At 38.6% G+C, this 26575-nt stretch carries 24 protein-coding genes; 20 read left to right on the top strand and 4 right to left on the bottom strand.

Annotated elements, in window-relative coordinates:
- The first annotated feature begins 10 nt into the window (after window positions 1-10).
- From ACFSFW_RS15655 to ACFSFW_RS15645, 3 genes are all read left to right on the top strand, one after another.
- A complete protein-coding gene (locus ACFSFW_RS15655; protein ID WP_099354768.1) occupies window positions 11-829 on the top strand; it encodes a PfkB family carbohydrate kinase in 819 nt (272 codons plus the stop codon).
- A 124-nt stretch (window positions 830-953) separates the two neighbouring features.
- Window positions 954-1700 carry a GntR family transcriptional regulator gene (locus ACFSFW_RS15650; protein WP_388039626.1) on the top strand — a complete coding sequence of 249 codons (747 nt, stop codon included), beginning with the start codon at window positions 954-956 and terminating at the stop codon, window positions 1698-1700.
- Window positions 1701-2123: 423 nt separating this feature from the next.
- Window positions 2124-2648 (top strand): type 1 glutamine amidotransferase domain-containing protein, encoded by a 525-nt coding sequence (locus ACFSFW_RS15645; protein ID WP_388039624.1) that lies wholly within the window; start codon window positions 2124-2126, stop codon window positions 2646-2648.
- Between the two features lie 340 nt (window positions 2649-2988).
- Here ACFSFW_RS15645 and ACFSFW_RS15640 read toward each other — a convergent pair whose 3' ends face one another.
- Window positions 2989-3303, bottom strand: coding sequence for a hypothetical protein (locus ACFSFW_RS15640; RefSeq protein WP_388039622.1), 315 nt, complete (start codon window positions 3301-3303; stop codon window positions 2989-2991).
- Between the two features lie 389 nt (window positions 3304-3692).
- Here ACFSFW_RS15640 and ACFSFW_RS15635 point away from each other — a divergent pair, with 389 nt between their 5' ends.
- The 3 genes from ACFSFW_RS15635 to ACFSFW_RS15625 all read left to right on the top strand — a co-directional run bounded on the left by ACFSFW_RS15635 (window position 3693) and on the right by ACFSFW_RS15625 (window position 7616).
- Window positions 3693-5063, top strand: a complete 1371-nt coding sequence (locus ACFSFW_RS15635; RefSeq protein ID WP_388039621.1) for a phenylacetate--CoA ligase family protein — start codon at window positions 3693-3695, stop codon at window positions 5061-5063.
- A gap of 38 nt (window positions 5064-5101) precedes the next feature.
- Window positions 5102-6079, top strand: coding sequence for an amidohydrolase family protein (locus ACFSFW_RS15630; RefSeq protein ID WP_388039619.1), 978 nt, complete (start codon window positions 5102-5104; stop codon window positions 6077-6079).
- An 82-nt stretch (window positions 6080-6161) separates the two neighbouring features.
- Window positions 6162-7616 (top strand): APC family permease, encoded by a 1455-nt coding sequence (locus tag ACFSFW_RS15625; protein ID WP_388039618.1) that lies wholly within the window; start codon window positions 6162-6164, stop codon window positions 7614-7616.
- 22 nt (window positions 7617-7638) lie between these two features.
- Here ACFSFW_RS15625 and ACFSFW_RS15620 read toward each other — a convergent pair whose 3' ends face one another.
- Entirely contained in the window at window positions 7639-8595 is a 957-nt protein-coding gene (locus ACFSFW_RS15620) for a LysR family transcriptional regulator (RefSeq protein WP_388039616.1), read from the bottom strand.
- A 1068-nt stretch (window positions 8596-9663) separates the two neighbouring features.
- Between ACFSFW_RS15620 and ACFSFW_RS15615 the strand changes: the two genes are divergently transcribed.
- The gene (locus ACFSFW_RS15615; RefSeq protein WP_388039614.1) at window positions 9664-10257 is read left to right on the top strand and encodes a DUF5317 domain-containing protein; all 594 of its coding nucleotides are present in this window, start codon (window positions 9664-9666) and stop codon (window positions 10255-10257) included.
- A 162-nt stretch (window positions 10258-10419) separates the two neighbouring features.
- The gene (locus tag ACFSFW_RS15610; RefSeq protein WP_388039612.1) at window positions 10420-12258 is read left to right on the top strand and encodes a diguanylate cyclase; all 1839 of its coding nucleotides are present in this window, start codon (window positions 10420-10422) and stop codon (window positions 12256-12258) included.
- Window positions 12259-12645: 387 nt separating this feature from the next.
- Here the strand turns inward: ACFSFW_RS15610 and ACFSFW_RS15605 are convergent, their stop codons facing one another.
- Window positions 12646-13482, bottom strand: a complete 837-nt coding sequence (locus tag ACFSFW_RS15605) for an isocitrate lyase/PEP mutase family protein (protein WP_388039611.1) — start codon at window positions 13480-13482, stop codon at window positions 12646-12648.
- 269 nt (window positions 13483-13751) lie between these two features.
- On the opposite strand from ACFSFW_RS15605, the gene ACFSFW_RS15600 reads away from it, so the two are divergent.
- The 8 genes from ACFSFW_RS15600 to ACFSFW_RS15565 all read left to right on the top strand — a co-directional run bounded on the left by ACFSFW_RS15600 (window position 13752) and on the right by ACFSFW_RS15565 (window position 21879).
- A complete protein-coding gene (locus tag ACFSFW_RS15600) occupies window positions 13752-14525 on the top strand; it encodes an IclR family transcriptional regulator (protein WP_388039609.1) in 774 nt (257 codons plus the stop codon).
- 15 nt (window positions 14526-14540) lie between these two features.
- Window positions 14541-15314, top strand: coding sequence for an SDR family NAD(P)-dependent oxidoreductase (locus tag ACFSFW_RS15595; protein WP_388039608.1), 774 nt, complete (start codon window positions 14541-14543; stop codon window positions 15312-15314).
- A gap of 14 nt (window positions 15315-15328) precedes the next feature.
- Window positions 15329-16231, top strand: a complete 903-nt coding sequence (locus ACFSFW_RS15590; RefSeq protein WP_388039606.1) for a fumarylacetoacetate hydrolase family protein — start codon at window positions 15329-15331, stop codon at window positions 16229-16231.
- A 194-nt stretch (window positions 16232-16425) separates the two neighbouring features.
- Window positions 16426-17421, top strand: coding sequence for a 2-keto-3-deoxygluconate transporter (gene kdgT, locus ACFSFW_RS15585; RefSeq protein ID WP_304216669.1), 996 nt, complete (start codon window positions 16426-16428; stop codon window positions 17419-17421).
- 271 nt (window positions 17422-17692) lie between these two features.
- On the top strand, window positions 17693-18595 hold the full coding sequence (locus ACFSFW_RS15580) for a fumarylacetoacetate hydrolase family protein (RefSeq protein WP_388039604.1): 903 nt from the start codon (window positions 17693-17695) through the stop codon (window positions 18593-18595).
- Between the two features lie 33 nt (window positions 18596-18628).
- A complete protein-coding gene (gene gucD, locus ACFSFW_RS15575) occupies window positions 18629-20098 on the top strand; it encodes an alpha-ketoglutaric semialdehyde dehydrogenase GucD (protein ID WP_388039602.1) in 1470 nt (489 codons plus the stop codon).
- A 316-nt stretch (window positions 20099-20414) separates the two neighbouring features.
- Window positions 20415-21317: an AEC family transporter gene (locus ACFSFW_RS15570; RefSeq protein WP_388039600.1), complete on the top strand. Its 903-nt coding sequence runs from the start codon at window positions 20415-20417 to the stop codon at window positions 21315-21317.
- A 307-nt stretch (window positions 21318-21624) separates the two neighbouring features.
- On the top strand, window positions 21625-21879 hold the full coding sequence (locus tag ACFSFW_RS15565) for a hypothetical protein (protein ID WP_388039598.1): 255 nt from the start codon (window positions 21625-21627) through the stop codon (window positions 21877-21879).
- Between the two features lie 288 nt (window positions 21880-22167).
- On the opposite strand, the gene ACFSFW_RS15560 is transcribed toward ACFSFW_RS15565, so the two are convergent.
- Entirely contained in the window at window positions 22168-22866 is a 699-nt protein-coding gene (locus ACFSFW_RS15560) for a FadR/GntR family transcriptional regulator (protein ID WP_304216680.1), read from the bottom strand.
- Between the two features lie 480 nt (window positions 22867-23346).
- Here ACFSFW_RS15560 and ACFSFW_RS15555 point away from each other — a divergent pair, with 480 nt between their 5' ends.
- The 4 genes from ACFSFW_RS15555 to ACFSFW_RS15540 all read left to right on the top strand — a co-directional run bounded on the left by ACFSFW_RS15555 (window position 23347) and on the right by ACFSFW_RS15540 (window position 26574).
- Window positions 23347-23658 carry a UxaA family hydrolase gene (locus ACFSFW_RS15555; protein ID WP_388039596.1) on the top strand — a complete coding sequence of 104 codons (312 nt, stop codon included), beginning with the start codon at window positions 23347-23349 and terminating at the stop codon, window positions 23656-23658.
- Window positions 23645-24820 carry a UxaA family hydrolase gene (locus tag ACFSFW_RS15550; RefSeq protein WP_304216684.1) on the top strand — a complete coding sequence of 392 codons (1176 nt, stop codon included), beginning with the start codon at window positions 23645-23647 and terminating at the stop codon, window positions 24818-24820. Before ACFSFW_RS15555 ends, ACFSFW_RS15550 begins: the two co-directional genes overlap by 14 nt.
- Before the next feature lie 89 nt (window positions 24821-24909).
- On the top strand, window positions 24910-25953 hold the full coding sequence (locus tag ACFSFW_RS15545) for a C4-dicarboxylate TRAP transporter substrate-binding protein (protein WP_388039594.1): 1044 nt from the start codon (window positions 24910-24912) through the stop codon (window positions 25951-25953).
- A 138-nt stretch (window positions 25954-26091) separates the two neighbouring features.
- The gene (locus ACFSFW_RS15540; protein WP_388039592.1) at window positions 26092-26574 is read left to right on the top strand and encodes a TRAP transporter small permease; all 483 of its coding nucleotides are present in this window, start codon (window positions 26092-26094) and stop codon (window positions 26572-26574) included.
- Window position 26575: the final 1 nt, after the last annotated feature.

Here is a 26575-nt window from a genome sequence, read left to right as displayed (position 1 = left end):
GTGAGGTATGATGAAACTAATTGCAATTGGTGATAATGTAGTAGATTGTTATTTGGATCAGGGGTTATACTACCCAGGTGGAAATGCTGTTAATGTTGCGGTAAATGGCAAGCGCTCAGGTGCAGAAGAGGTAGGCTATATTGGTGTGTTTGCAACAGATGATAAAGCCCAGCATCTTAAAGCAGTTCTTACGAAGGAGGGTATTCGTTACCACCGCTCAAGAGTGGTAGAGGGTAAAAGTGGGCAACCACGTGTCAACCTAACAGAAGAAGGCGACCGAGTTTTTGTATTTAGCCCGAAGGATACTGTTCAACATCTCGTTAAAATGAGGCTAGTAGAGGGAGATTATGACTATATAAAATCCTTTGATGTATGCCATACAAGCTGCTATTCATGGCTTGAGGACGAGTTACCAACCCTTTCAAAACAAATCGATGTCTCGTTTGACTTCTCGGAAAATAGAGACCCAGAATACTTGCAAAAGGTCTGCCCGCACATTTCCATCGGCTTCTTCTCAGGAGCAGACTTACGTGATGAAGAAATCGAGAATCTTCTTGCAACACTAGAAGGGTATAATCTGAAAGTAGTTGGAATCACGAGAGGTTCCAAACCAGCGATCTTCGCGCATAATGGCAAGCTCTATAAACAAGAGGTACTAAAGACAGAAGTTGTGGACACAATGGGAGCGGGTGACAGCTTTATCGGTGCATTCTTAACTTCCTTTTACAATCATAATAGTATGGAAGACTCATTATATGCAGCAGCCCAAAGTGCAAGTACTACCTGTACATTTTACGGTGGTTTCGGTTATCCGAATAAATTGGAGTAGGTAGAGGGTACAAACAAACTGAAAGGTCTTGGTTTGGTCAAAAAGTCTAAAGAGGATATGTTTGAAAGACAGTAAAACATTAGGTATATTTAAATTGTAGGAATATTTGTAAAAGAGGTAGCTTATGAAAAATGACAAATCCGTTAGTTCAGAGAGTCGCGTCCTATTATATGAACAAGTCATGCTTGGAATCAAAGATATGATCGCTAATGGAGAGATCAAGCCAGGACAAAAATTACCCAATGAACAAGAACTATGTACTCTGTTTGATACAAGCAGAATTACCGTCCGTAGAGCTTTAAAAGAGCTTGAGAACGAAGGAGTCATTGAAATTCTGCATGGAAAGGGCACCTTTGTCAAAAGTATCAAGCAATCCCTTCATATCTTAAATCTAAAAGGATTTACAGAAGGGCTTTCGGCAGGGGAAGAGAACAATTTTTCAAAAAAGATTATCTCCAATAAAATCATCACCGCAGATCGTCATTTGATGGAAATCTTCAATCGGAACGAGGCCTTTGAAGTCGTCGAGTTAGTACGTATCGTACATGATGTAAACGGTGTCTTTAGTCTTGATTATGCATATCTTCCAAACGACATCTATAAAGGAATTTCTGAAAAAATTAAAGATAACGTCTCAACTTTTCAGCTCATTCATAACGACTATGGCATCGAATTCAAACGCGTACAGAAAAACATAGAAGTCGTCATGCCAACAAGCGAATTAAGCAATTTAATGGACATCACAAGAATTGATCCATTAGTTCAAATCACCAAAGTAATACAAGGCGAAAACGACGAACCCGTGCACTACTCCAAATACTACCTACTCGCCAGCCGGGTCAACTTCTACATCGACATCGGCATGGACTAGAGAGACACGGGTGTGTGACAGAGTACTGGTGGGACACAGGGACAGGTCCCTTGTCCCAGAGTAAAGGATTAAACGACATGTTATATTAGAATACCATTAGCCTGATTGTACAGTAACCTGTACTAATCTGGCCATTTTTGATTTTTGCGATTTCAAACAAACGCTTGTTTAACCACCTATCTCATTGATGGCGGAGAACTGTTAAATCAATCAATCGTTTGTTTGAATGGGATTGATAGGGAAAAAGGGGTTATTGAAAAGAGCTGTTATACTGTGGATTTAGTATCCTAAAATAGGGACGGAGGGACAGGTCCCGTGTCCCAGAGAAAAAATGATGGGACTATATTCAAACAAACAGCTGTTTAAGAACCCTCTAGGAAATGATACTATTAATAATACTATAAATGAAAGGATGATTATGTAATGCGTTTAAAGGGAAAAAAGATTATCGGTCTTGTTCATCACGACTTTGAAGATCTAGAGCTATGGTACCCAGTGATGAGGCTTAGAGAAGAAGGAGCTATTGTTGACCTCGTTGGTGAAGAAGCGAATCAGAAATACATAGGGAAGTACGGAGTGCCTGCCGTTTCCGAATTTGCGTATGGTGATATAAAAGCAGAAGATTACGATGCCATCTTAGTGCCGGGAGGATGGGCACCAGATAAAATCCGTAGGTTTCCTGAAGTATTAACTATGCTTCAGCAAATGAACGATGCCGAAAAGCCTATCGGACAAATTTGTCACGCAGGTTGGGTATTAATTTCAGCTAAGATTCTTGAAGGGAAAAAAGTAACGAGTACTCCAGGAATTAAAGATGACATGGAAAATGCAGGAGCAATTTGGTATGACGAACCTGTTGTCACCGATGGACATCTCGTCTCAAGTCGCCGTCCACCAGACCTACCAGACTACATGAGAGAATTCATTAACGTCATGGAACAAAAATAATGGGACAGAGGGACAGGTCCCTCGTCCTAGAGAATAAGGCTAACTGACATATTATATCCAAATACCAATAGCCCGATTGTACATAAACCTGTACTAATCGGGCTATTTTTGTGACTACCGATTCCAGACAAACGTTTGTTTAACGGTTAAGATCAAAGGTCGTAAATCCATTAATTTAATCAATCGTTTGTATAAATTATTCTTGTTAGGTGAAGGGGCATGTAAGTTAAATTGTTACACTTTAATATTGGTATTCTAATATAGGGTCGGAGGGACAGGTCCCTTGTCTCAGGGAAAATATTGTAGGTCAAAGAACCTCTTGACCCACAACAAATTACAGTTATCCACACATCTCAGTAGCTCTACTTATTTTCCGCCAAACATCTGGAATAATTTCGTTTGTTAGCTTATTGAAATCCGGGCCAGAAACACTTACAACTTCGTAATATTTATATGGATCATTATCAAATTTCAAATGGAGAATAACAACTGTATGACCATCAGGGGTTAAGGCCGTAACTGCTCTAGAATGGTTATTTATATTTGTATATCTATTAGGATAATACCCTAACTCCCTCGCTATGCACGCTTTATGGCGTTCAATGTCAGAATACCTGTTTATTAATGCATGATAATTGACCGATGGATAAGCCATGAATCTTCCTCCTCAGAACAAATTTATCCTTATCATATTCATAAGATGGGCATTTGTTACTCTGGAGAAATGTTACACATCCGTTGGATAGGCTGAATTCAACTTAATTTGTTTGGGTAGGGTCAGAGTGCCAGGTTCCTTTCTGTATGGAAAAAAATGGTGGGACAAGGGACCTGTCCCCGTGTCCCGAGGGATGAGCCCCGCGACCCGCTCCGGACGACAAGCCATTCCTTAGATATAAGCAACCCTTATACCTGCATTACTTTCATTAATTTTACATAAAGCTTGTTTGAGTTTAGAATTTTAATTATAAATATTCTGAATAATTAGAAATGAGGTGCTGATGACAATTATGATCTATGCACTAATTCGCCAAAGGAGGTACACATGTGAACATTACTGAGAGTAAAACAAAAAAGGTCACGTATACCAATCCACTTTTCCGCTCTATGTCTGAGGAGGAAATCTATGTATACCAAGAGAACTTATTAAAAAAGCAGTTACGATACATTTATCGCAATTCGGAATTCTATCGAAACAAGTTTAATCAAATCGGTGTATTTCCAGAGGACATTAAAACAATTGAGGAGTTTCGTCAGTTACCGGTATTTATGAACAAAACGATAGAGAGGGAAAATCAAAAAGAATCAAGGGAACGATATGGACATCCGTTTGGTACGCATTTATGCTGTTCACCAGATGAAATTGAATTCACTGGAACCACAAGCGGGACCTCTGGAAACCCAACATTTACGTATACTTTTACGAAGGAAGATTTGAATTTTTTAAATCGGTATATTGCCCACATGTTGGAGTACGGGGGAGTGTATCCTGGTGATCGAGTACTCTTCAGCCATTCGTTAGGTATTTATGCAACCTCATCCATTTTGTGGGGAATCAGGTCCCATGGTGTTTTGCCGATTGATGTAGATGTTCGAGCAGGTAGCAAGATGATTTTAAAATACGCAGAAATGACAAAACCAAGTGCGGCCATGATGACCCCGTCACTTGCTGAATACTTAATTGATAAGGCTCCAGAAATCATAGGGAAGGGTGTCGGTGAATTAGGGTTGTCGGCATTATTCACTGTCGGAGAGTTAGGAATCGGAATACCTGAAATTAAGGAGAGAATTGAAAACGCTTACGGTTGTAGAGTGTATGATTATTTAGGAGAATTGGGCTTTTCCTGCGATTCCGATGAATATTATGGGATCCATTGCGTTGCTCCTGATTTCGGTCTATTTCCAATAGACTTGGTTGATCCTGAAACCAAAAAACCAATCGAAGTGACGGATGGAGTGATTGGGGAGGTTATTGATACCGAGATTAATTTAAAAGCCCTACCAAGAGTCCGTTATGCGAGTGGCGATGTGGTCCAAGTATTCACAAAAGAATGTCCGGGATGTGGATTTAAGGGTAAGCGGATAAGAGTCGTGGGTCGTTCCGATGACATGTTGATTATCAAAGGAGCAAACGTCTATCCCGCATCCATTAAAAAGGTCATTGCAAAATTTGCCCCAGATGTTACCGGAGAAATCCGAATTGTGCTGGATACCCCTCCGCCAAGAGTGGTCCCGCCTTTGAAGGTAAAGGTTGAATATGGATATCATGTTGATCAACGATATTTGCAGGATTTAGAGCAAAGGATGAAAAATGCTCTCCATACGGAGGCGAGAGTAACCCCAGAGATCATTTGGTGTGAACCGGGTTCTTTAGAAAAGGCGATGACGAAAACACCTCTGTTTGAAAAAAATTACTAAATGAGAATCAAGACCCTATGATGTTAGGAGGAATACGAATGATCATTGATTGTTCCAATACGTTACCGGAGTTTGCTTTTATGGAAGGATCGGAATCGAACACAAAAAACGAGAACTATGTGAAACTATTTAGTCCTCGTTGGGCACAACTTGTCGGTTGGTCAAGGGAAGAATTTAATAGAAAACTAGAGAGACAGTCATCAAAGGATGTCATGGATGAGTTGTATGGCGTATTAAAAGAACGCTATTCTATGGATAACTTTTTAAGGATGTTACAAGAATCCAATATTGCCTATCATGCCATTCATAATATGGATTATGGTCGGGATGGTTCTGAACCTCCGGCAGATCATGACTACATTGCTACTATTCTAAAGCAGTACCCGAATCGCTTTATTGGTTTTGCCGGCTTTAATCCTCATAAAGGGACTGAAAGTTTAAAAGTGGTACGTAAGGCAATTACGGAACAGGGTTTTAAAGGAGTCGTGTTGCCACCATACGAGCATGGAGTAAAGGCTGATGACCGAAAATATTATCCGCTTTACGCCCTTTGCGATGAACTGGGAATTCCTATCTGGATTCATTCATCAATCAATTATTATAAAGAAACATCCGTGTATATCGACCATCCTTCAAACTTAGAAGCACCATTAATGGATTTTAAAAACTTAAAAATTATTGCTGGACACGGAGGCTGGCCGTGGATACCAGACATGATGGCAATGCTATTAAAATATAAGAATTTATATGTAGATACTTCTGCCTTCCGACCAAAATATATTGCGGAGCCAAATACAGGCTGGGATATGTTTATGCACTATGCAAATAGCTTAATCCAGGATCAGATTGTATTTGCAGCAGATTGGCTGACGATTGGAATGCCAATTAAAGAGTATCTAAGGGAAGTAGAAGACTGGCCACTAAAAAAGGAAGTACGAGAAAAGTTTTACTGGAAGAATGCCAACAAATTATTTAAGTTGGGCATTGAAGAAGAATCGCCAATCATGTCTAAGTAATAGCTACGTGAGTAGTCGATAGAGTTCCGCCTAAAACGTTTTTTGAATAACCATTTATTCTATGACCTGAGGAGTTGTTGGGATGAAATTAGAAAGAAATGATACTACTGTAACCATCGCTTCAAACCCAAATACACAATTAAAGAAAGCTCTCAACAAGTGGGATTTACTAACGATTGGCGTTGGGGCCGTTATTGGATGGTCTTGGGTTATTTATGCAGGTGTATGGTCAACCACTGCCGGTAGTTTAGGGGGAGTTCTTGCTTTCCTAATTGGCGGAATACTTTGTTCCTTTGTCGGGCTCGCCTATGCAGAGCTTGCCTCTTCCATGCCAAGGGCTGGTGGAGATATCGTTTATACCTTCAAGGGGTTGGGTGATAGGTGGGCTTTTATTGCTGGTGCGTGTGTTGGCTATAGCTTTCTTACATTGCTTGTTGTGGAAACGATATTGCTACCGGTTATTCTGGAAGCTCTGGGATTCCCAATACCCAAAATTGGTGCCATTTACACCATTGGTGGGGAAACCGTGTATGTATCCTATATAGTGGTTTCCATTCTTATGAATTTATTCTTTGCTATCTTGAACATAAAGGGTGTTGAATTTTCAAAGGTATTCCAAACCATTACTGTGGCTGTAATATTAGTAGCGGCTGTTTTTTATGTAGTGGTCGGTGTGAGCTTAGGTGAAGTTTCGAATGCTATGCCATTCTTCACTTCTTTGTCCGGACTTTCCTTAACCTTATTATTAGTTCCTGGGTTTATGTCAGGGTTTAATGTTGTGGCACAGGCGGCAGAGGAGGCTAATGTTAATCCTAAACTTATTGGCAAGCTTGTGGTAATTACGGTCTGGGCAAGCGCTATATTTTACATTTTGATTATCATTGGCACGGCTTTTGCAGCGGATTTGGGTACTAGAGAAACGGCTTCAATTGTAGTCTTGGAATCTCTTACTCAGTTATTTAATGGATCAAAGGCGGCTATGATATTTGTGGCAATCGCCTCCCTAATTGGAATGTTAACTACTTGGAATGCTGCTTATATTGCGGGTAGCCGGGTCCTATTTGCTTTAGGAAGAGCTAAATATATTCCGAAAGGCTTTTCGGAACTTCATGCTAAGAATCGAACTCCGATGAAAGCCATTTTGTTTTTATTTGCGCTGAGTAGTCTAGCTGCTTTTCTGGGAACTAGCCAGATGATTTTTATCAATATCGTGAATATTTCTGGCTTTATGATGATTTGTGCGTGGTTACTTGTTGTTCTATCCTTTATGGTTTTAAGACAGAAGGCACCTAACCTCAATCGCCCATACTATGTGGCGTATGGCCGATTTGTGGGAGTATTAGCAATTGTTTCACTGATTTTCTTCTTGTTTTTATATACGCCATTCAATCCCTTAGGTGGTTTAACGGTACCTGAATTAAGTGTTTTAGGGGTAATCATTGTTACCATTCTTGTCGTCTACTTTAAAAATGTCCACCATAGTAAAATTAGCAAAGAGGAAAGGGGAAAATTACTTTTCGAAAATACAGGTGAATAGTATAAAGGTAAAGCCGGTTTCGTTAGGATAACCGGCTTTTGTTATGTTCCTTAGCTTTGGCCAATCCTTGATTTAACGTGTTTTGAAAATGGTGTTTAAATAGTTTCATAAACTCTTTAACAACAGGTGGATTATTTGCCCTTTTAACTCGTACGAAACCTAAATAACTTTCGACGGCTATTGTATCAGCTAATGGGATAGGGACGATTTCCCCTTTATCTATATATGGATTATTAATCAGATCAACTTGAGTGTCGATGGTAATGGCAATACCCTCGCGGATGGCTTCTCTTATGGTTTCTGTATTATTTGACGAAAACAGTAGTTCAACCTTTCCATTCTCATTGACAAACTTTTTGAAGTACCAATTTAAAAATTCACCATTGAACATGATGAAGGTTTGATTTATTAATTGGTCATAGGAGACGCAATCATATGCAGTAAGCGTTGAATCCTTATGAGTAAAAACAAACATATCAATGTCGGTTAAATATTCCAAATGAATTTTATCTTTTTTCTTTAATGTATTTTCATAGACAGCAATTACACCAATATGAAGTTCTTTATTGATTACAGCCTCTGTAATGTCCACGGAACTCTTTTCTATAATGTTAATCGTCTGATGGGGATATTCCTTTTTTAATTGCGAAATAATAGAAGGAAGGAATGGTAAATGTAAGCCTGAAATGACTCCAATATTGATGTCATCTTGGTCGGTTTCACTTAATTCAATTACCTTATTTTTTAATTGTTCCCACTGTTTTAGTACCTCTTCAGCATGATCAATTATTTCTTTCCCTTTCTCTGTCGGGATAACACCATAGCGGGTGCGGTGAAATATTTCGAAACCCAACTCCTCTTCCAGCTTTTTAATGGATTGACTAATAGCCGATTGCGAGACAAATAATTTTTCTGCTGTTTTTGAAAAGGATAGGGTTGTTGCGACAGACACAATAAACTCCAATTGTTCAATATGCACACAGAATTCCCCCTTTCTTAAAAATAGAGTTACGCTTCTATTAATCTATTCAACACAACTAGGTTTAATCCCTTTGAGACCCGGTCACAGTGACGCCCCGAAGTTTGTCGAAATTGTGCTGCTCGTCGCGTTCCACCAAAATGTAGAATCACAATCTATTAAGAGATTTAACACATTACAATATGGGAATAAGGCCATACTAAAACTAAAAAAATCCAGTCTATTTACTGGATTCAGGGTTCGTTAATTCCGAGTTATTTTTTTCGAAGAATTTCTGAAAAGCATAATTCAACAGAGATAGTGAGTAGGAAATAAGGAAGATTGTTTTAGAATTAAACTTTTTTAATTTATAATGACCGATCTTTTGAAAGAGTGCACTTAAGGGAAAGGCAAAAATTAAATCCATGATTAAATTACATAATGCATATAACGAGAATTTCCCATAAGTAAAGTGAAACACCCACAAATTAATTGTAAAAAAAGGACCAAATATAAAGGCTAGAGAATCAAATACCATGTATTTGGTACCTCCTTTAACCTTCCACCAGTTGAAAATGGGATTCAGAAGTGTCTCTATTAACAAGAGACACGAACAAAATAAAGTAACTGGCAAAAATCTTTTAAAGGATTGTTTTGGAAGGAAGTATATAACAATAGCCCATAACACAACTGCATTTGCAATTCTAAAAAAGTTTGCCATGAAAGTAACCACCCTAAAATTTTTTATTAGGGTGTGTTATTTATAAACTTTATATTCCGAAAAAGAGTAAAAGTTTAATTGAAATTTGATATGCGATGGTCTGGCTGCTTGGTTAAGGTAATCAACCAAGCCCTGGTTCAAGGGACCTGTCCCTGTGACCCAAGGACACGTCTTGACTGAACCGCCGTGACCCAACCACGTTTCGGCGCACACCCACGCCCAAATTTCGTCAAATTTTTCCCGTAAAAGTTGAAACTTTCTGATATAATTTGTAGTATATTGTTGAAATATGTACCTGCTCCGCTTTTAAGTAGTAGGAAAGTATAACATATGAAATCTTAATTCTAATAAAATGGTGGGTTAAAAAGATGGTTTTTGATGGTATTCTCATTGCGATAATTGTAGGTTTTTTTCGAAAAGGTAGTTTGCGAGGATTAGCTGATTTACAGTTAAAATACGGATGGATTTTTCCTATCCTTGTGCTACTTCAGCTCTCGGTCTATTTTTTGCAGAATAAGTATGAAATGCTAGGATTCCTTAGTGGCTATATTTATATGTTTGTCTATGTGATTGGGATGGCGTTTCTTTGGGTGAACCGGCATAATTCAGGTTTTACTCTTATTTTAATCGGGACATTCCTAAACTTTATTGTCATGGCTTTGAATGGTGGAAGAATGCCAGTATTAGAATCTGCAGCAACTCTGCTAGATCCACATTACTTAGATACATTAAAGAGTGAACTTTATGCGAAGCATACACTACTCACAGAGAGTAGTAGATTAGGATTTTTAGGTGATATAATACCTTTAACAGATCCATATCCTCGTTCTCAAGTCATTAGTATTGGAGATGTTGTGATGAACATTGGCGTCTTCCAATTTATCCAATATTTAATGGTACATAAAAATAGAGATACGTCACTAGAAGGCGAGACCTCCTCATTGAAGGAGGTGAAATCATGAAAACAAAAGTAACTCGTATTCTATTAAACGCAATTATCCTTGGATCTGTAGTACTTGCTTTTACTTCTGGTTGGAAACTAGTATAATCGACTAATCTAGGAGGAGGATGTTGCATATCCAACGTATTCCTCCTCTACCTTTTAACCTGAGGAATGATAAAATATGAAATCAAACTTTAAACCATTACATATATACACGGGAATTACCGTTCTAGTAGGGGGCTTTTCATTCCTCTATTTTTATGATTATAAAAATATTACCCTATCAGATTGGGTAATCATATTTGTATTAATCGGTTCTATTACTCTATTAAATTATCACGTTATCCATATCCCACCTAAGGATAATTCACTTTCATTAGATTCTTCTATATATCTCGCTAGTTTGTTTATGTATGGGCTAGACATAACCCTTTTTGTACTGGCATTATCCAGTATGGTGTATGTTTTTGTTCAACGGAAAATTGCTTGGTGGAAGCATTTATTTAATTTTTCGATGTACACGATTATGATTATTACCTCCTATTTTTCACTTGTTTTTGCTGGTGGAACAGTTGGAGAAATCGATACACATCATTTACTGCCATATATTTTATCTCTCTGTACTTATTTTATTTGCAATATGCTCTTTATCATTTCTTATTTCTTTCTTTATGGAAGTGGTAGTATTGAGAACGTCATTAAAGGGGTCACCTCTGATAAAACGTTTGTGATTAGTTATTTTACGACTCTGTTACTGCCTTTGATTCTCGGAATTTTGCTAAAAGCTGAAGGTATATTTGGACTCTTTTTATTCGTATGTATTGCTTTACTGTTATCAGCTGCATTTGATCAGCACTTTAAGCTCTATCAAGAGATTTCAGATAAGGCAAATAAGGATTTCTTAACAGGTCTAAATAATCATGGTTATTTTAAAGAATTATTTGATGCTGAAATATCAAGTGCTCGGGAAAATGGAACGCCTGTAAGCTTAGCGCTTTTAGATATAGACGATTTTAAAAAATATAATGATTTGTATGGTCACATTCAAGGAGACCATTTACTAACATTCTTCGGTTCAATCTTAGAAAATGAAGCGGACTCACATGACTATATCGTTGGGCGATACGGTGGGGAAGAATTTTCGATTGTTATGCCGAACACAACGGTGGACGACGGATTGGCTTTCGTCAATTTATTGCGAAAAAAAGTCAATAACAGCTATTTCAAAGGTGTTGAGGCACTTCCATATAGCTGCCTATCTTTTTCAGCAGGCGTTGTAGAGTGGGAAAAAGGTATGTATGACGCATCCGAATTATTGAATAAAGCCGACCAAGCGATGTATTATGCGAAAGCACAAGGAAAAAACATTGTTCAGGTATTCGATGAGAACTCTGAATACTTTGCAAAAAATGCGATTAATCTCGATCATGAGTTAAACGAAGCTGAACAACAACTAAAGATCTTCTTATCGAAAGATGTGTATACCTATCGTCATAGTAAACGCGTGTTCCAATATGCGGTTGATTTCAGTAGTAGACTAGATTTAAGTGAATCTGAAAAGAGGACGTTAATATTAGGAGCCCTTATTCATGACATCGGTAAACTTGAGATTCCTCGAGACATTATCAATAAAAAAGGAAAACTCGAACCTCATGAATGGGAAATGATGAAGAAACACGTAACCTGGGGGAAAGAAATTATCTCAACCAATAAAAAATTGGAGCCTTTGATCCCATTGGTCGAGCTGCACCATGAACGTTTCGATGGAAAAGGCTATCCACATGGTTTACAAGGTGAAAAAATTCCGAAACTGGCTCGAATTCTATGTGTCTGCGATTCCTTTGACGCGATGACAACAGAGCGCCCATACCAAAAGACAAAAACCTTCACCGAAGCCATCGAAGAACTAAGGAAATGCTCAGGAAGTCAATTTGATCCAACATTAGTCGAACCCTTTATCGGCATGATTGAAGAGAAGTATGCAAACCAAATAAAAGAAGAACTTGTAGTAAGTTCGTGAAAACCAGTGGTCGGTGGCCGCTGGTTTTGTTTCGGTCACAGTGACGCCCCGAAGTTTGTCGAATGGGACAACTTAACCTTCGAGGAATAGGATTAAAATAAAAATTATACTAAAATATCAAAAGCCCAATTAGCAGAAATCTGTACTAATCGGGCTTTTTTTGAATTTGTCGATTTCAAACAAACGTTTGTTTAATGGTCTTAATCAGCTATCGCGTGAAACAATCAATTCAATCAAACGTTTGTTTGAATTGGTTTTGTTAGTGAGGCGGGTTTGTGAGCCAAACTGTTATACTGCGAATTTAGTATGCTAGCATAGGGACGGAGGGACAGGTCCCTCGTCCCAGATGAAAATATGTTGGGTCAAGGGACCTGTCCCCTTGCCACACTATTTCACCAAACTGGATACCTCACCATAAGAAAGGACATCTTCTGTCATTTTGCTAAATGTACGTTGGTTAACGATTTCGTCGCCGATCAGTTTCAAAAGGGATACACTGGCTCGGAATGGACTTGATCCGGTGCTTACTCTTTCAATACCAATTTCAGATAACTCTTCTATCGAAGGAAGACCAGGAACTGCTAGTAAATTGATTGGACAATTGACCGCATTTCGTAGTTTTTTGATTTCGTCTATATTTTTCAAAGCAGGTACAAAAACACAATCTGCGCCAGCTTCCTCATAAAGCTTTACGCGATGAATAGCTTCGTCAATACGAGATTCTGGTTTTCCTACATTCAGCCAAAAAATATCCGTACGTGCATTTATAAACAACGGAAACCCAATTGAATCACAGTACTCTCTAATGGTTGAAATTTTTTCCTGCTGCAGTACTGGATTATAAATTGGTGAGTTAATATCACCAGTCCCATCCTCAAGATTAATACCAACTACTCCTGCAGATATAACTTGTTCTATTGTATGTAAAACTTCCTTTGCAGATTTTCCATAACCTGATTCAATGTCGGCTGATACTGGTACGTCAACCGACTCAACCATATTCTTAATTACACTTAACATCGTCTCAAATGGTATCTCTTGTCCATCAGGATACCCCAGTGACATTGCAATCCCTGCGCTTGTTGTCCCAATTGCCTTACATCCACATTCCTCGAACATTTTTGCGCTGATTACATCCCACGCATTCGGCAAAATGAAGGTATTCGACTCCTTGTGAAGAGTACGAAATCGATCCGCTTTAGCTAGTAACTGTACACTTATCATTGCTAATCCCCTCTCTAACTTTTGGATTCAACTCATATATTTTAATTTTAACTCATTTTTGGGACAGAGGGACAGGTCCCTCGTCCCAAAAGGGAAAATTAGGTGGGACAAGGGACCTGTCCCCTTGACCCACTACGAAGGCTAATGCAAGATTAGTTGAATTATCTAAAATAAAAGAAATTATTGACTATTTAAAATAATAATGATAAATTGGGTTTTGGATACAAAATCAGGTTTATTATAATAAACCAACAAAAGGGGGGACTAGATTGGAAAAGAAATATTGGGTTCCAGCTTTAGAGCGAGCAGATAAAGTACTCGACCTGATTGCGTATCGTCCACACAAGTATAGATTAATAGATTTGTCCAAGGAATTAGATATGAACAAGAGCTCACTCTTTTCATTGTTGAACACTTTGGAGAGCCTGGGTTGGGTCAAAAAAGATAAGGATGATACCTATTCATTGGGCATGAGATTCGGCTTATTTAGTACGTTGTATGTCAGTCAGTTTGATTTTGTTGATACATTTTTGGTTGAGTCAGAGATTACAGTGTCAAACCTAGGCGAAACTGTGCAGCTTTCAGTTCTGGACGGAACGGAAATTCTTTACGTCGCCAAAAAGGAAGGATCCTCTCCGATTCGGGTTGTATCAGGTCCTGGAATGAGATTTCCTGCCCATGCAACCGCAATGGGAAAGGTACTGCTGTCCAAGTATGAGTATCATGAACTTGAGGAGTTATATGCCGGGAAGAAGATGGAAGCTAAAACTCCATATACAATCCAAACCTTGGATGAGCTTTGGCAACAGATCAGGTCCTTCAAGGAAAACGGATATATAAGGGAATTTCAAGAGGCTGTTGAGGGTTTCACTTGTATCAGCGTTCCAATCAGAAACAGTAAGGGAGAAATGATTGCAGCAGTTAGCGTAACGATGTTGCCGGTGAACTGGGAACGGAAGCAAAAGCAGGTGGAGCAGGAGATTCTGGATCTAGCCCGCAGGATTTCACTAAAGGCAGGATACAGTATAACTCAAAATACTTAAAAAAGGAGTGGTTAGATGAGACTTCAAGGAAAAGTAGCACTGATTACTGGAGCAGGTTCAGGTATTGGAAGAGAAACTGCACAACTATTCGCCAAAGAAGGGGCTTTGGTAGTTGTTAATGATTATTCCGAAGAAGGCGGTTTGGAGACGCTAGAGCTTATAAAGAACAATGGTGGAGAGGCAATATTCATTCAAGCTGATGTGACAAAAGCGGATGAGGTTCAGCGAATGGTTGAGGAAATTATCAGCCGAACAGGGAAGATTGATGTTCTCTTCAATAACGCTGGTATCTCAGGAGTTGGCATGTTACATGAAACGAGTGAAGAACTCTGGGACAAAGTTGTAAACGTTAACATTAAGGGAGTCTACATGACGAGCAAGTATGTCATTCCGCACATGATCGAGAGAAATGAAGGTGCAATCATTAACATGTCTTCTTGTATCGCGGAAATTGGATTGAAGCTCAGAGCTGTTTATGCAACAACTAAAGGAGCTGTCTTGTCTTTGACCAAATCTATGCAGGTCGACTACGCTCCTTACAATATTCGGGTAAATGCTCTACTTCCAGGTACTATCCTAACACCTTTCGTGGAGAACTACCTTAAAAACTCGTACGATAATCCAGAAGAGGCTATTGAAGGGATTAAAAAGAGGCAGCTAAGTGGTAATCTAGGACGTCCAGATGATGTTGCAAAAGCAGCACTGTTTCTAGCATCTGATGAATCTTCGTTTATGATGGGCTCACCGCTATATATCGATGGTGGAGTCGTATTTGGAAAAAATGCTTAACTGGAGGGCTTAAAATGAAATTAGGAACATATCTATACAACCAGCAAGAAAGACTGGCTGTTAAATTAAATAATTCTTTAATTGATGTGGAAAAGACAGCGGAACAGAATAACTGGAATGAAGTACCTGACGATATTATGAGCGTAATTAGCTTGCCATCGGATAAGCTAGAGCAATTCGAAGAACAGATTAAACAAGCTGTACATACTGGGCAGGCCACAGTGGTCAACGAAGATGAGGTAACCTGGGGCCCATGTGTCACTCGACCACACAAAATTATCTGTGTTGGTTTGAATTACAAAAAACATGCAGATGAGACAAATGCACCTTACCCTGAAGTTCCAATTCTATTTAACAAATTCGACAACACACTGACCGGCCATAATGCCGAAATCGAAATTCCGGGAGTTACCAATGAATTAGATTATGAAGTTGAACTTGGTATTGTAATTGGCAAGGAAACGAAAAACGTATCACTGGAAGAAGCTCTTTCCCATGTATTCGGATATTGCGCGGTCAATGACTTATCCGCTCGGGACTTGCAAATGAGAACGCCGCAATGGCTGCTCGGGAAATCTTGTGATGGCTTTAGCCCAGCGGGACCCTACCTAGTCACATCAGATGAAGTTGGAAATCCAAACGATCTTTCACTTAAAACGTATGTGAATGGTGAACTTAGACAAAATTCAAACACATCGGATATGATTTTCTCATGTGCAGAAATTGTGAGCTATATCTCTAAACATATGACTCTAGTGCCAGGGGATATGATTTTAACAGGAACACCAGAAGGCGTAGTTCTCGGACTTCCGCAAGAAGAGAGAGTATACATCCAACCTGGTGACGTAGTCACAGTTGAAATCGAGAAGCTTGGAACACTAACCAATAAGTTTGTCGAAGAAAAAGTTCTCGTTTAATTGAAAACCCTTACTTAAAAAGTAGTTTAGTAAGTGATTGAAATGGATGGCACGCATCTACAGGAAAAGCAAACATTGAAAAGACCAACTAGAGTAAAACAGCTAAGAAGACTTACTGGACCATCATGTAAAGTTATGTGCACGAAAAGAAAAAGAACCTTAAATTATTAGCTGTTTAAAAAGGAGGTCAAATTATGAAAATTAAAAAAACGATTGATAGAATTCCTGGTGGTTTGATGGTCGTTCCGCTCTTTATAGGAGCATTGCTGAATACGTTCTTCCCTAACTTAAGTAAATCTTTGGGATCCTTTACGTTTGGTCTTACATCTGGAACGGTTCCAATCCTGGCTGTCTGGTTCGTCTGTCTAGGAGCATCCATTCGCTTGAAGTCTACTGGCGTTGTACTCAGAAAATCAGGGGTACTCTTGGTAACAAAACTGAGTGTTGCATGGGTTGTTGGTTTTGTAGCATCTCATTATCTCGGTAACGGGATGATTGAATCCGGATTCTTCGCGGGTGTTTCTGCTCTAGCCCTAGTGGCAGCGATGGACATGACGAATACAGGTCTTTACGCTTCTTTAATGGACCAATATGGAACAAAAGAAGAAGCGGGCGCATTCGTCCTCATGAACCTTGAATCTGGTCCACTGATGACTATGATCATTCTTGGTACTGCAGGGGTTGCAACATTCGAACCTCAAGTGCTTGTTGGTTTGATCTTGCCGTTCATAGTTGGTTATATCCTTGGGAATCTTGATGAGGACATACGTGAATTCCTCAGTCGTGCAATTCCAGTTCTGATACCTTTTTTCGCATTCTCGCTCGGTAACGGTATTAAATTGACAGTGCTCGCGGAAACAGGATTGTTTGGAATTATTCTCGGACTTTTGGTGATTGTTGTAACAGGTATACCTCTGATCTTGGCAGATATCTTCGTTGGCAAGGGTAATGGTACTGCAGGGATTGCGGCTTCAAGTACAGCAGGTGCAGCAGTCGCAACACCACTATTGGTAGCTGAAATGGTTCCAGAAATGGCACCAGTAGCGCCTGCGGCGACAGCATTAGTTGCAACTTCGCTGATTGTAACATCAATTGTAGTTCCAATCGTGACGGGTGTGTATCACAAGATTGCTAACAAGAATCCAATTCTTAACAAACGAATGGATGATATTTCAAAAAAGGCAGTGTGAAAAAATTGAATAATTGTTTTTTAATAGACACAAAAAATGGCATCAACAGAGGTCAGTAATCGTTTTGTGGGGCAAAGCGATTAATTGAATGACATCTATTGATACCAACAACACACATCTATTATACTACCAAACAACTAAAAATAAACAAAAGTGATTTGAAGAGGGGGGCACTGTGATGGATTTGATTCCTCATTCCAATCCCCCTTATTTTATAAAAATAGAAAACTAAATTTATCTGATAAAAAACATTCCGAAAGGGGTATTGTTAATGAAAATTATCCGTTACCGAAAAGAAGAAGAGCAGATTCTTGCTGCGGTTACATCAGATGGTGTGATTTATCCGCTTCCTTATGAAGGTTTTATCGAAATCACTCGTGATGCAAAAGCTCACCAAAAATCTGTCTTAGCTTTTGTTGAGGGTAAAGTGTCAACCCTTCTACCAGTAGACTATGCAATGGAAGAAGTTGAACTGCTAGTGCCAATCGAAGCTCCTGAAGTATGGGCAGCAGGGGTGACATACGAAAAGAGTAAAGAAGCAAGAAACTATGAAGCAACGAACGGAAAGCTGGATGCGCAAACATTTTACGATAAAGTGTACGATGCGCAACGTCCGGAAATCTTCTTGAAGTCAACTATTAATCGTACAGTAGGTCCAAATCAAGATGTATATATTAGAAGTGATTCGAACTGGCAGATCCCTGAGCCTGAACTCGGACTAGTAGTCAATGGAGATGGAGAAATCCTCGCTTACACCATCGGAAATGATATGAGTTGCCGTGATATTGAGGGAGAAAATCCGCTGTATCTACCGCAAGCGAAAATTTGGAAGCAATCCTGCTCAATTGGACCAGCATTGCTATTAGCGGAATCCGTTGAGGATGCCTATCAATTAGATATTATTTGCAGAATCTATAGAGATAATCAGTTAGTTTTTGAAGGCACTGCTAATACCCGCCAGTTAAAGCGAAAGTATGATGAGTTGGTTTCCTATTTAACTAGGGAAAATATCGTTTTTGATGGAACAGTTCTGTTGACTGGCACATGTATCGTTCCGCCGAATGAGTTTACCTTACAGGACGGAGACAAAGTTGAAATTGAGATTCCTGAAATCGGAATCCTAAGAAACCCAGTGAAAAAACAGCAATCGAGCAAAGTTCTCGTGGCTGAATAAATAAAATTACGAATTGATCAGGAGGTAATGAAAGTGAAAGTGGAAACAGAAACAATTACGTACAGCAATTTCATTAACAATGAATGGGTCAAATCGGATTCAAATGAATTGATCAAAAGTATTAATCCAGCAAACAAGTATGAAACTGTAGGGTATGTACAAAAGTCTACGGTTGAGGATCTTGAAAAAGCGGTGAAAGCAGCCCACGAAGCTAAGAAAGCATGGCGCCGGATTGGCCAGTCAGCACGAGGTCAATTCCTCTATAAAGTTGCAAATATTCTCGAAGAAAATCTGGAAGAAATTGCTGAAACGATGACTCGGGAAATGGGTAAAACATTTCCGGAAGCAAAGGGTGAAACAGCGCGTGGAGTTGCTATTCTTCGCTATTATGCAGGTGAAGGTATGCGAAAAGAAGGAGATGTCATTCCTTCGTCTGATAGTGAAGCCCTTATGTTCACGAAGAGAACACCACTTGGTGTCGTAGGAGTTATCACTCCGTGGAACTTTCCAGTTGCTATTCCAATTTGGAAGATTGCTCCTGCCCTAGTTTATGGCAATACAATTGTATTTAAGCCGGCATCAGAAGCTGCAGTGACGGCTGCTAAAGTGGTGGAGTGCTTTGAGAAAGCTGGACTTCCTGCAGGTGTTATGAACTTTATTACAGGTTCCGGTTCGGTTGTAGGGCAGGCCCTCATTGATCATCCGCTGCTTAACGGAATTACGTTTACTGGTTCCGAAGCCATTGGCAGAGGTGTTGCTAAGTCGGCATCTGCAAGAGGCATCAAGTTTCAGACTGAGATGGGCGGTAAGAACCCAGTTATCGTGTCGAAGGACGCAAACCTCGACCAAGCGGTGGAAGCCGTAATCAGTGGTGGATTCCGTTCCTCTGGCCAAAAATGTACAGCATCTAGCCGAGTGATCGTGGAAGCACCTGTATATGAGGCATTCAAAGCAAAGCTCATTCAGGAGACTGAGAAAATTAAAGTGGGCAACGGCTTACAGGAAGGCATTTGGATGGGTCCATCTGCTAGCGAAAGCCAATTAAATACCGTAAAAAGTTATATCGAAAAAGGCCAAGAGGAAGGTGCGTCTCTCATATTTGGAGGCAATGTTCCTGAAGGTGAAGAGTTCGAAAATGGATTCTACATTACTCCTGCAATCTTCGACGACGTGACTCCGGAAATGGCAATTGCGCAAGATGAAATCTTTGGACCTGTTATTGCCTTGATCAAAGTTGAGGGTATAGAGGAAGCGATTGATGTTGCGAACAATACGAAGTACGGCTTGAGTGCATCAATTTTCACTTCGAATATTAGTAATATCCTAGAATTTATCGATGAAATTGAAGCTGGTCTTGTAAGAATCAACGCAGAAAGTGCCGGTGTTGAGCTACAAGCACCATTTGGTGGAATGAAATCTTCTAGTTCTGGATCTCGTGAGCAGGGGGAAGCTGCGAAAGAATTTTACACAGCAATCAAAACAGTCTTCGTGAAAGGTTGCTAAAACAATTCTATTATATTAGATGAACAAAAAAAGAGGCACCTTCTTCTAATTATAGTGTGGTTGTATATCAACACTACTTTAGGAGGAAGGTGTCTCCTTAAGTTAGGGACAGGTCCCTCGTTCCAAAAAAAATGGGGTTCGAACAATATATTAGAATCTCAATGGCCCGATTATGGAGTAATCTCTACGAATCGGGCTATTTTTAATAGGGTCAGGTCTGCTGTTTCAGTAAACAACATGATGGGTCAAGGGACCTATCCCCTTGGCCCACTGTGATAGAATAAGATATTAGTTTAAATATGGAAGGAAATCTCAGATGGAGTTATTATTAATTGTCTTACCTGCATTTCTAATCTTCACTACCGGATTTATTGGGCAAAAGGCCCTCAAATTTGATATTAAATCGATTTCAAAGTTATCTCTATATTTGTTATTACCTTTTTTAACATTTGATACGTTTTATACGAATCAATTAAACGCTGATTATTTTTATATGTTTGTTTTTACAGTATTACTTACTGTTATGTTAGTCGGTTTTACCTTCTTGACTGGAAAGCTATTAAAGGTAGATCGACCACATATGTCTGCCTTGCAACTTGGGAGTATATTTCCGAACAGCGGGAATTATGGAGCGCCCGTAGCATTATTTGCATTTGGAGCGTTGGCTTTTGATTATGCAATCATTATTATGGTGATTCATGCATTTTTAATCAATTCATTGGGCATTTTTCTTGCATCCCTTGGTGGGGAAAACTCATCTGGACTAAAAGGGGCATTAATTCGGTTAATTCGTATGCCGGTCATGTACGGTGCTATACTAGGGATAATCTTTCAGATTGCTAATATACCATTACCATCCACAATCATAGATGGAATAAGTATGGTAGGGAGTGCATCCATTCCAGTCGTAATGTTAATCCTGGGGATGCAGTTGGCTGAAATTAAGCCGCAAAAATTCAATATAAAATATGTGAGTAGTATTACATTATTACGTATGGTCGTATCACCGCTTCTTGCTGTGGCTTTAGTTCAGATCATGCCTGTTAGCGAACTTATTAAACATGTTTTTATTCTCTTGGCTGCCATGCCAGTCGCAGCAAACACAACTATGTTAGCTGTCCAATTCGATTGCAAACCAGATTTAATCTCATTTACAACCCTAGTCACAACTTTGCTTAGCTTGATTTCAATTCCTTTCGTAATCTTTTTGCTTGGTTAAATGGTAATGAACTGTTATCTTATCAGGTTACATTGCTAGAAATGAGATAGATTCGAATATTTATTCTTTGAGCTGTATATTTAATGACATCTAAATTGTAATGTGTTGTGCGCTACAAGTGTCTTTTGGAATCGATTGCATATTGAAGATTATGAAATTTTATGCAGGAAAAATAACCCTTTTTGTAGAATATTGTAATTTATTGTTATTACCATTTAGTACGAAATCTTAAATCTATAAGACTTCCAACTGTGGTTTACGATATTCGAAAGAAGGTAAGGGAAAAGAAATGGAAAGAATACTAACTTTGAGTAACGATGAGAAATCAGACTTATTAAATCTGGTAAATGGGCGACTGGAAACAAAAAATAGACTATTAAAGTTAATTCTAATGAACCCAGACAAAAATATGGATGTTTTGGAGCGGCGTAAAAAGCAATCTCGATATGAAGAACAAATTTATCTACTTGAGGATATAAAAGGTAGGGTTATCTCCTGTACGAGTACAGAAGACATTCAAAGGATTAATACAATGATTGATTACTATAAATCAATAGATTGATGGAATGAGACGGAGGGACAGGTCCCTCTGTCCCAAAAGGAAAAAAATGGTGGGACAAGGGACCTGTCCCCGTGACCCACGTCCCAACAGAAGTACGGCAAAAAGACCAGAAGCCCTGGTATTATTCTTGGGTTTCGATTAATTGATTAGGTTCATTTTTTGAGGTTTTCGGTAACAATAAAGTTGAAATCGAGGAGATTAACAAGCTAACCGATTTGATTAAACGAGTAGTTTAATAGAATGTAAGAAGGGTCTAAACCAAACGGTTTAGACCTAATTTATGTGTGTTTATTTTAATTGTTTATAAAATTTCTTTGCCCCTGTAAAGTTTAAATCAATAGCTTCCTTTACCTCTTCAAGATTGCGTTGTTTAATGGCTTTAATTAATTTTGTACGAGAGTTAATACTGTTAACCCGTGCACCAGGGACATTTAAGATTTTTACCATAGATTGATGGCGAAGATGGACAATAGTCTGCATTAACTTGTTGTAGATTTTATTGCCGCTACATGCGCCCATATATAGATCAAAGTCATCTAATAACCGTTGAAATTCCTCATTATTATTTTTTGGTGAGTTCTTTAATTCTTTCATAATATTATCCAAAACTGAAATCTCATTTTCTGTCATTCGATCAGCAGCTTCTAAATAAACCTCAGACTCAATTAACTTCCTTGCAGCATAAACTTCCTCTAAATTATTCACTTCATTATGATACATCCAGAGAATAGTCTCAGCGGGCAGTACAGATTCTTTAGCGCTTACAAAACTGCCTTCACCTGGTTTGATTTCTATCAAGCCAATAAGTGCAAGGGCTCTTAGAGACTCCCGTATCCGTCCTCTATTTACCTGGAATTCTTCTGCTAATAATCGTTCATTTGGAAGCTTGTCTCCAGGTTTTAACTCATTTGAGATAATCCATGATGCAACTTGTTCTAAAATCTGCTCAGTTAAAGTTACTCTTTTAATTGGATTGATTTTTACCATATACAACACCCTTAGTGAATGAAATTTTTATTGGTACCACCAGAATACCATATTGTAAGCAAGAATAAAATTAAAATGATTAAGAAAACCATAGCTAATATTTCATGGGTAGCATGAAGGGAAGGAATTTATATTAATAAATTAATTAATTTTAAAAAGTTAGAAAATTTGTTGAAAACTAAAAAGTTACGTGGTAACATCTAGTTACTGGTACTACCACCGTATACTTTTCATATTTTATGAAAGCGGTTTATTAATAGTAACGCTTATAAAAATAATAGCCTAAGGAGGGTTTCGAATAAATAATCTGTAGTTATGTTTTTTGCGTTTTCTGGTACTACCATAGTACTACAAGTGTAACACACAAAATGCTACATAATCTTAAAGAAACGAAAAAACTAAATGTTTATGCTAGTGAAACTTTAGAAGTCTTAAAACCACGATTCAACAATAATACCTCAATAAGGAGGATGAGTCAGATTGAGTGAGAAAAAATATAGAACATTAGTCATGCAGCCAACAGATAGTGTCGCAGTTTCTTTACAAGACATTCCTCAAAACGAAGAGGTAGATGTAAATCTTTCTGGTGAATTATCAAAGAGGATTCTATTAAAAGACGAAATACTTTTTGGTCATAAATTCGCCATTAAGGCAATCCAAAAGGGAGAGACTATCTTAAAGTATGGAGAAATCATTGGCAAAGCCATTAGAGATATAGCTGAAGGTGAGCATGTTCATGTTCACAATCTTGAAGGAATACGAGGAAGAGGTGACCAAATTGGAACTAAATAATGAAGGGAAATTTTTGGGATATCGACGTCCAGATGGAAAAGTAGGGGTACGAAATCATGTTTTGATTTTACCTACAATTACCTGCGCAACACAAACGGCACAAAGGATTACAGAGCTTGTTCATGGTACAGTGACTTTCATTCATCAACACGGGTGTGCACAAGTAGGAGTTGATTATGAACAAACATTTCGAACCTACGTTGGTTTAGGGAAAAATCCAAACGTATACGGTGTTGTTGTTCTAGGATTAGGTTGCGAAACTCATCAGGCTAGAAGTGTCGCAGCAGAAATTGCTAAGTCAGGTAAACCAGTAGTAACAGTGTCGATTCAAGACCATGGAGGTACTTTAACTACAATCGCGAAGGGTGCGCAAGCTGCTGCAAAACTTGTTCAGGAGGCTTCTGCTCAGCCAAGAGAATTATGTGATTTTAGTGAATTAATTATCGGTACGGAATGTGGAGGATCTGACGCATGTTCAGGCTTATCAGCTAATCCTGCAGTTGGTGCCGTTAGTGATATGATCGTCGAAAGAGGCGGAACTTCTATTCTAGCAGAAACCACAGAGCTAATTGGGGCAGAACATTTATTGGCAAAACGCGCTGCAAATGACCGAGTAGCAAAACGTGTTTACGAGGTTATAGAGGCAATGGAAAATCGCTCCATTCTTATGGGGGTAGATATCAGAACTGGAAACCCTAGTCCTGGAAATATTGCTGGAGGATTAAGTTCCTTAGAAGAAAAGTCTCTTGGAGCAGCAAATAAAGCTGGGAAAAGTGAGCTTAAAGAATTAATAGATTACGCAGAAGAGCCAACAGAAAAAGGCCTAGTGTGGATGGATACACCAGGACATGATATTGAACAATTAACTGGTATGGTTGCTGGTGGTGCCCAAGTGGTTCTGTTTACAAGTGGAAGAGGTACTCCAACAGGTTCACCGATTGCACCAGTCATTAAAATTTCAACGAATACTGGTATGTTTGAAAGAATGAACGACAATATGGACCTAAATGCAGGAACGATTATCGAAGGAACAGAAACGGTCCAAGAAGTTGGTAAAAGGATATTTGATGAAATTTCATTAGTTAGTTCTGGTAAATTAACAAAAGCAGAAATATTGAAACAACATGATTTCGGCATCTGGAGAATCGGCCCAACTTTCTAATCTTTATAAGATTTGTAGTTTACTTGAATCAAAAGGATTGTAAATGAATCCGTTTGAGAATAAATTTCAAGAAAAAAAGGGGTAATGATATGAAGAAAAGAACAAAATGGATGTCTGTTTTGGTTGTTGCAATGTTGGTAGCCTTTTTATCTGCTTGTTCATCCGACTCAAGTTCCGGTTCTGAAAAGGGTTCTGCTGATAGTGAAGGTAACGATGAAAAAATTTCAATTAATGTTGCCTACGGAAATCAGCCTGGGGAGCCAATTGACTTATTAGCAAAGAAGTGGAAGGAATTGGCTGAGGAAAAAAGTGATGGAAAAATTGAATTAAAGCTTTACCCAAGTTCACAATTAGGTTCAGAAAAAGATGTTGTGGAACAAGCAACCATGGGTAATAACGTTATAGTTATGGCTGGATATGACTTCTTAATGGACTATGTACCAGATGCGGGTATTATGACTGCTCCATACATAACAGATAGTGTTGATGACTTGTTATATTTAACAACAACGGACTGGTTTGATGAATTACATGAATCTTTAAATGGAGAAGGTATTCATATTATTACAACTAATACTGTATACGGTGAGCGTCACCTGTTAACAAATGACCCGGTTAAAACACCTGAAGATTTAAAAGGAATGAAAATTCGTGTACCGAACAACCAAATGTCAATTGCAACATTTGAAGCATTAGGTGCAACGGCCACTCCAACACCACTAGGGGATTTATATACTTCCCTACAACAAGGACTTATTGATGGTGCTGAAAATCCTCTTCCAGTTCTACAAGGGGTAAAGGCACAGGAAGTCTCAAAACATCTTACTCTAACAGGCCACCAAAAGTTCATTACGACTTGGATTGCTGGACAGAGTTTCATAGATACACTACCTGATGACGTAGTACAGATTCTTAAAGAAACAGGTGATGAGGCTGGAGAATACGGCAGAACTGTACTAGAAGAACAAACAGAGACAGTCTTAAAAGAATTTGAAGAGCAGGGCGTAGAAGTTTACGAGGTTGATATAGAACCGTTTAAGGAAAAAGTTCAAAGCGTATATGGAGAGTTTTCAGAGTGGACTCCTGGATTATACGATAGAATTGTAGAATTATTAGAAAATAAACCTTCCTAATAAAATTCCATTCTGGGAAAAGGTTCTTACCTTTTTCAAGAATGGATTTCTAACCTTTTTCTTCATAAACGGATTTCTCCTAATCTATATTTCACATATTAGCTAGGCAAAACTTGGTTAAACAGGAGGGACTTATAAATGCTGAAAAAATGGTTTAACCCAATTGATGATATTATCTCTGTTATAGCAATATCGATTATTTCATTTTTGACGATTATCAATGTTTTTTGCCGCTTTGTATTAAATAGCCCGATTTCATGGGCGGAAGAAATAACACTTGGGTGTTTTATTTGGCTTATTTTTATTGGAATAAGCTCTGCAATGAAACGGGACGGGCATATCGGAGTAGATTATTTTATTCAAAAGATGCCTAAAGCAATGCGTAATGTGTGTACGATTATAGGAGCAGCGGCGATTTATTTTGTACTTATATACATATTTATCTACTTAGGTTTCGAACTCGCTTCTCAAGCTAGTAGTAAAGTAACTCCTGTATTAGGAATTAGTTATACATATATTGATCTTGCTGTTCCTATTGGAGGGTTGTTGACAGCTATTCATTTCACGATTAAGCTGATTCGTTCTTTCCAAGTAGACTCAGAGAAAAAGGAGAGAACATAAT

It is taken from the genome of Ferdinandcohnia salidurans, from assembly GCF_042680725.1.
GTDB lineage: Bacteria > Bacillota > Bacilli > Bacillales > Bacillaceae_L > Ferdinandcohnia > Ferdinandcohnia salidurans.
Note: the sequence above shows the minus strand (reverse complement) of the source record. Positions and strands in the feature narration are given on the sequence as shown.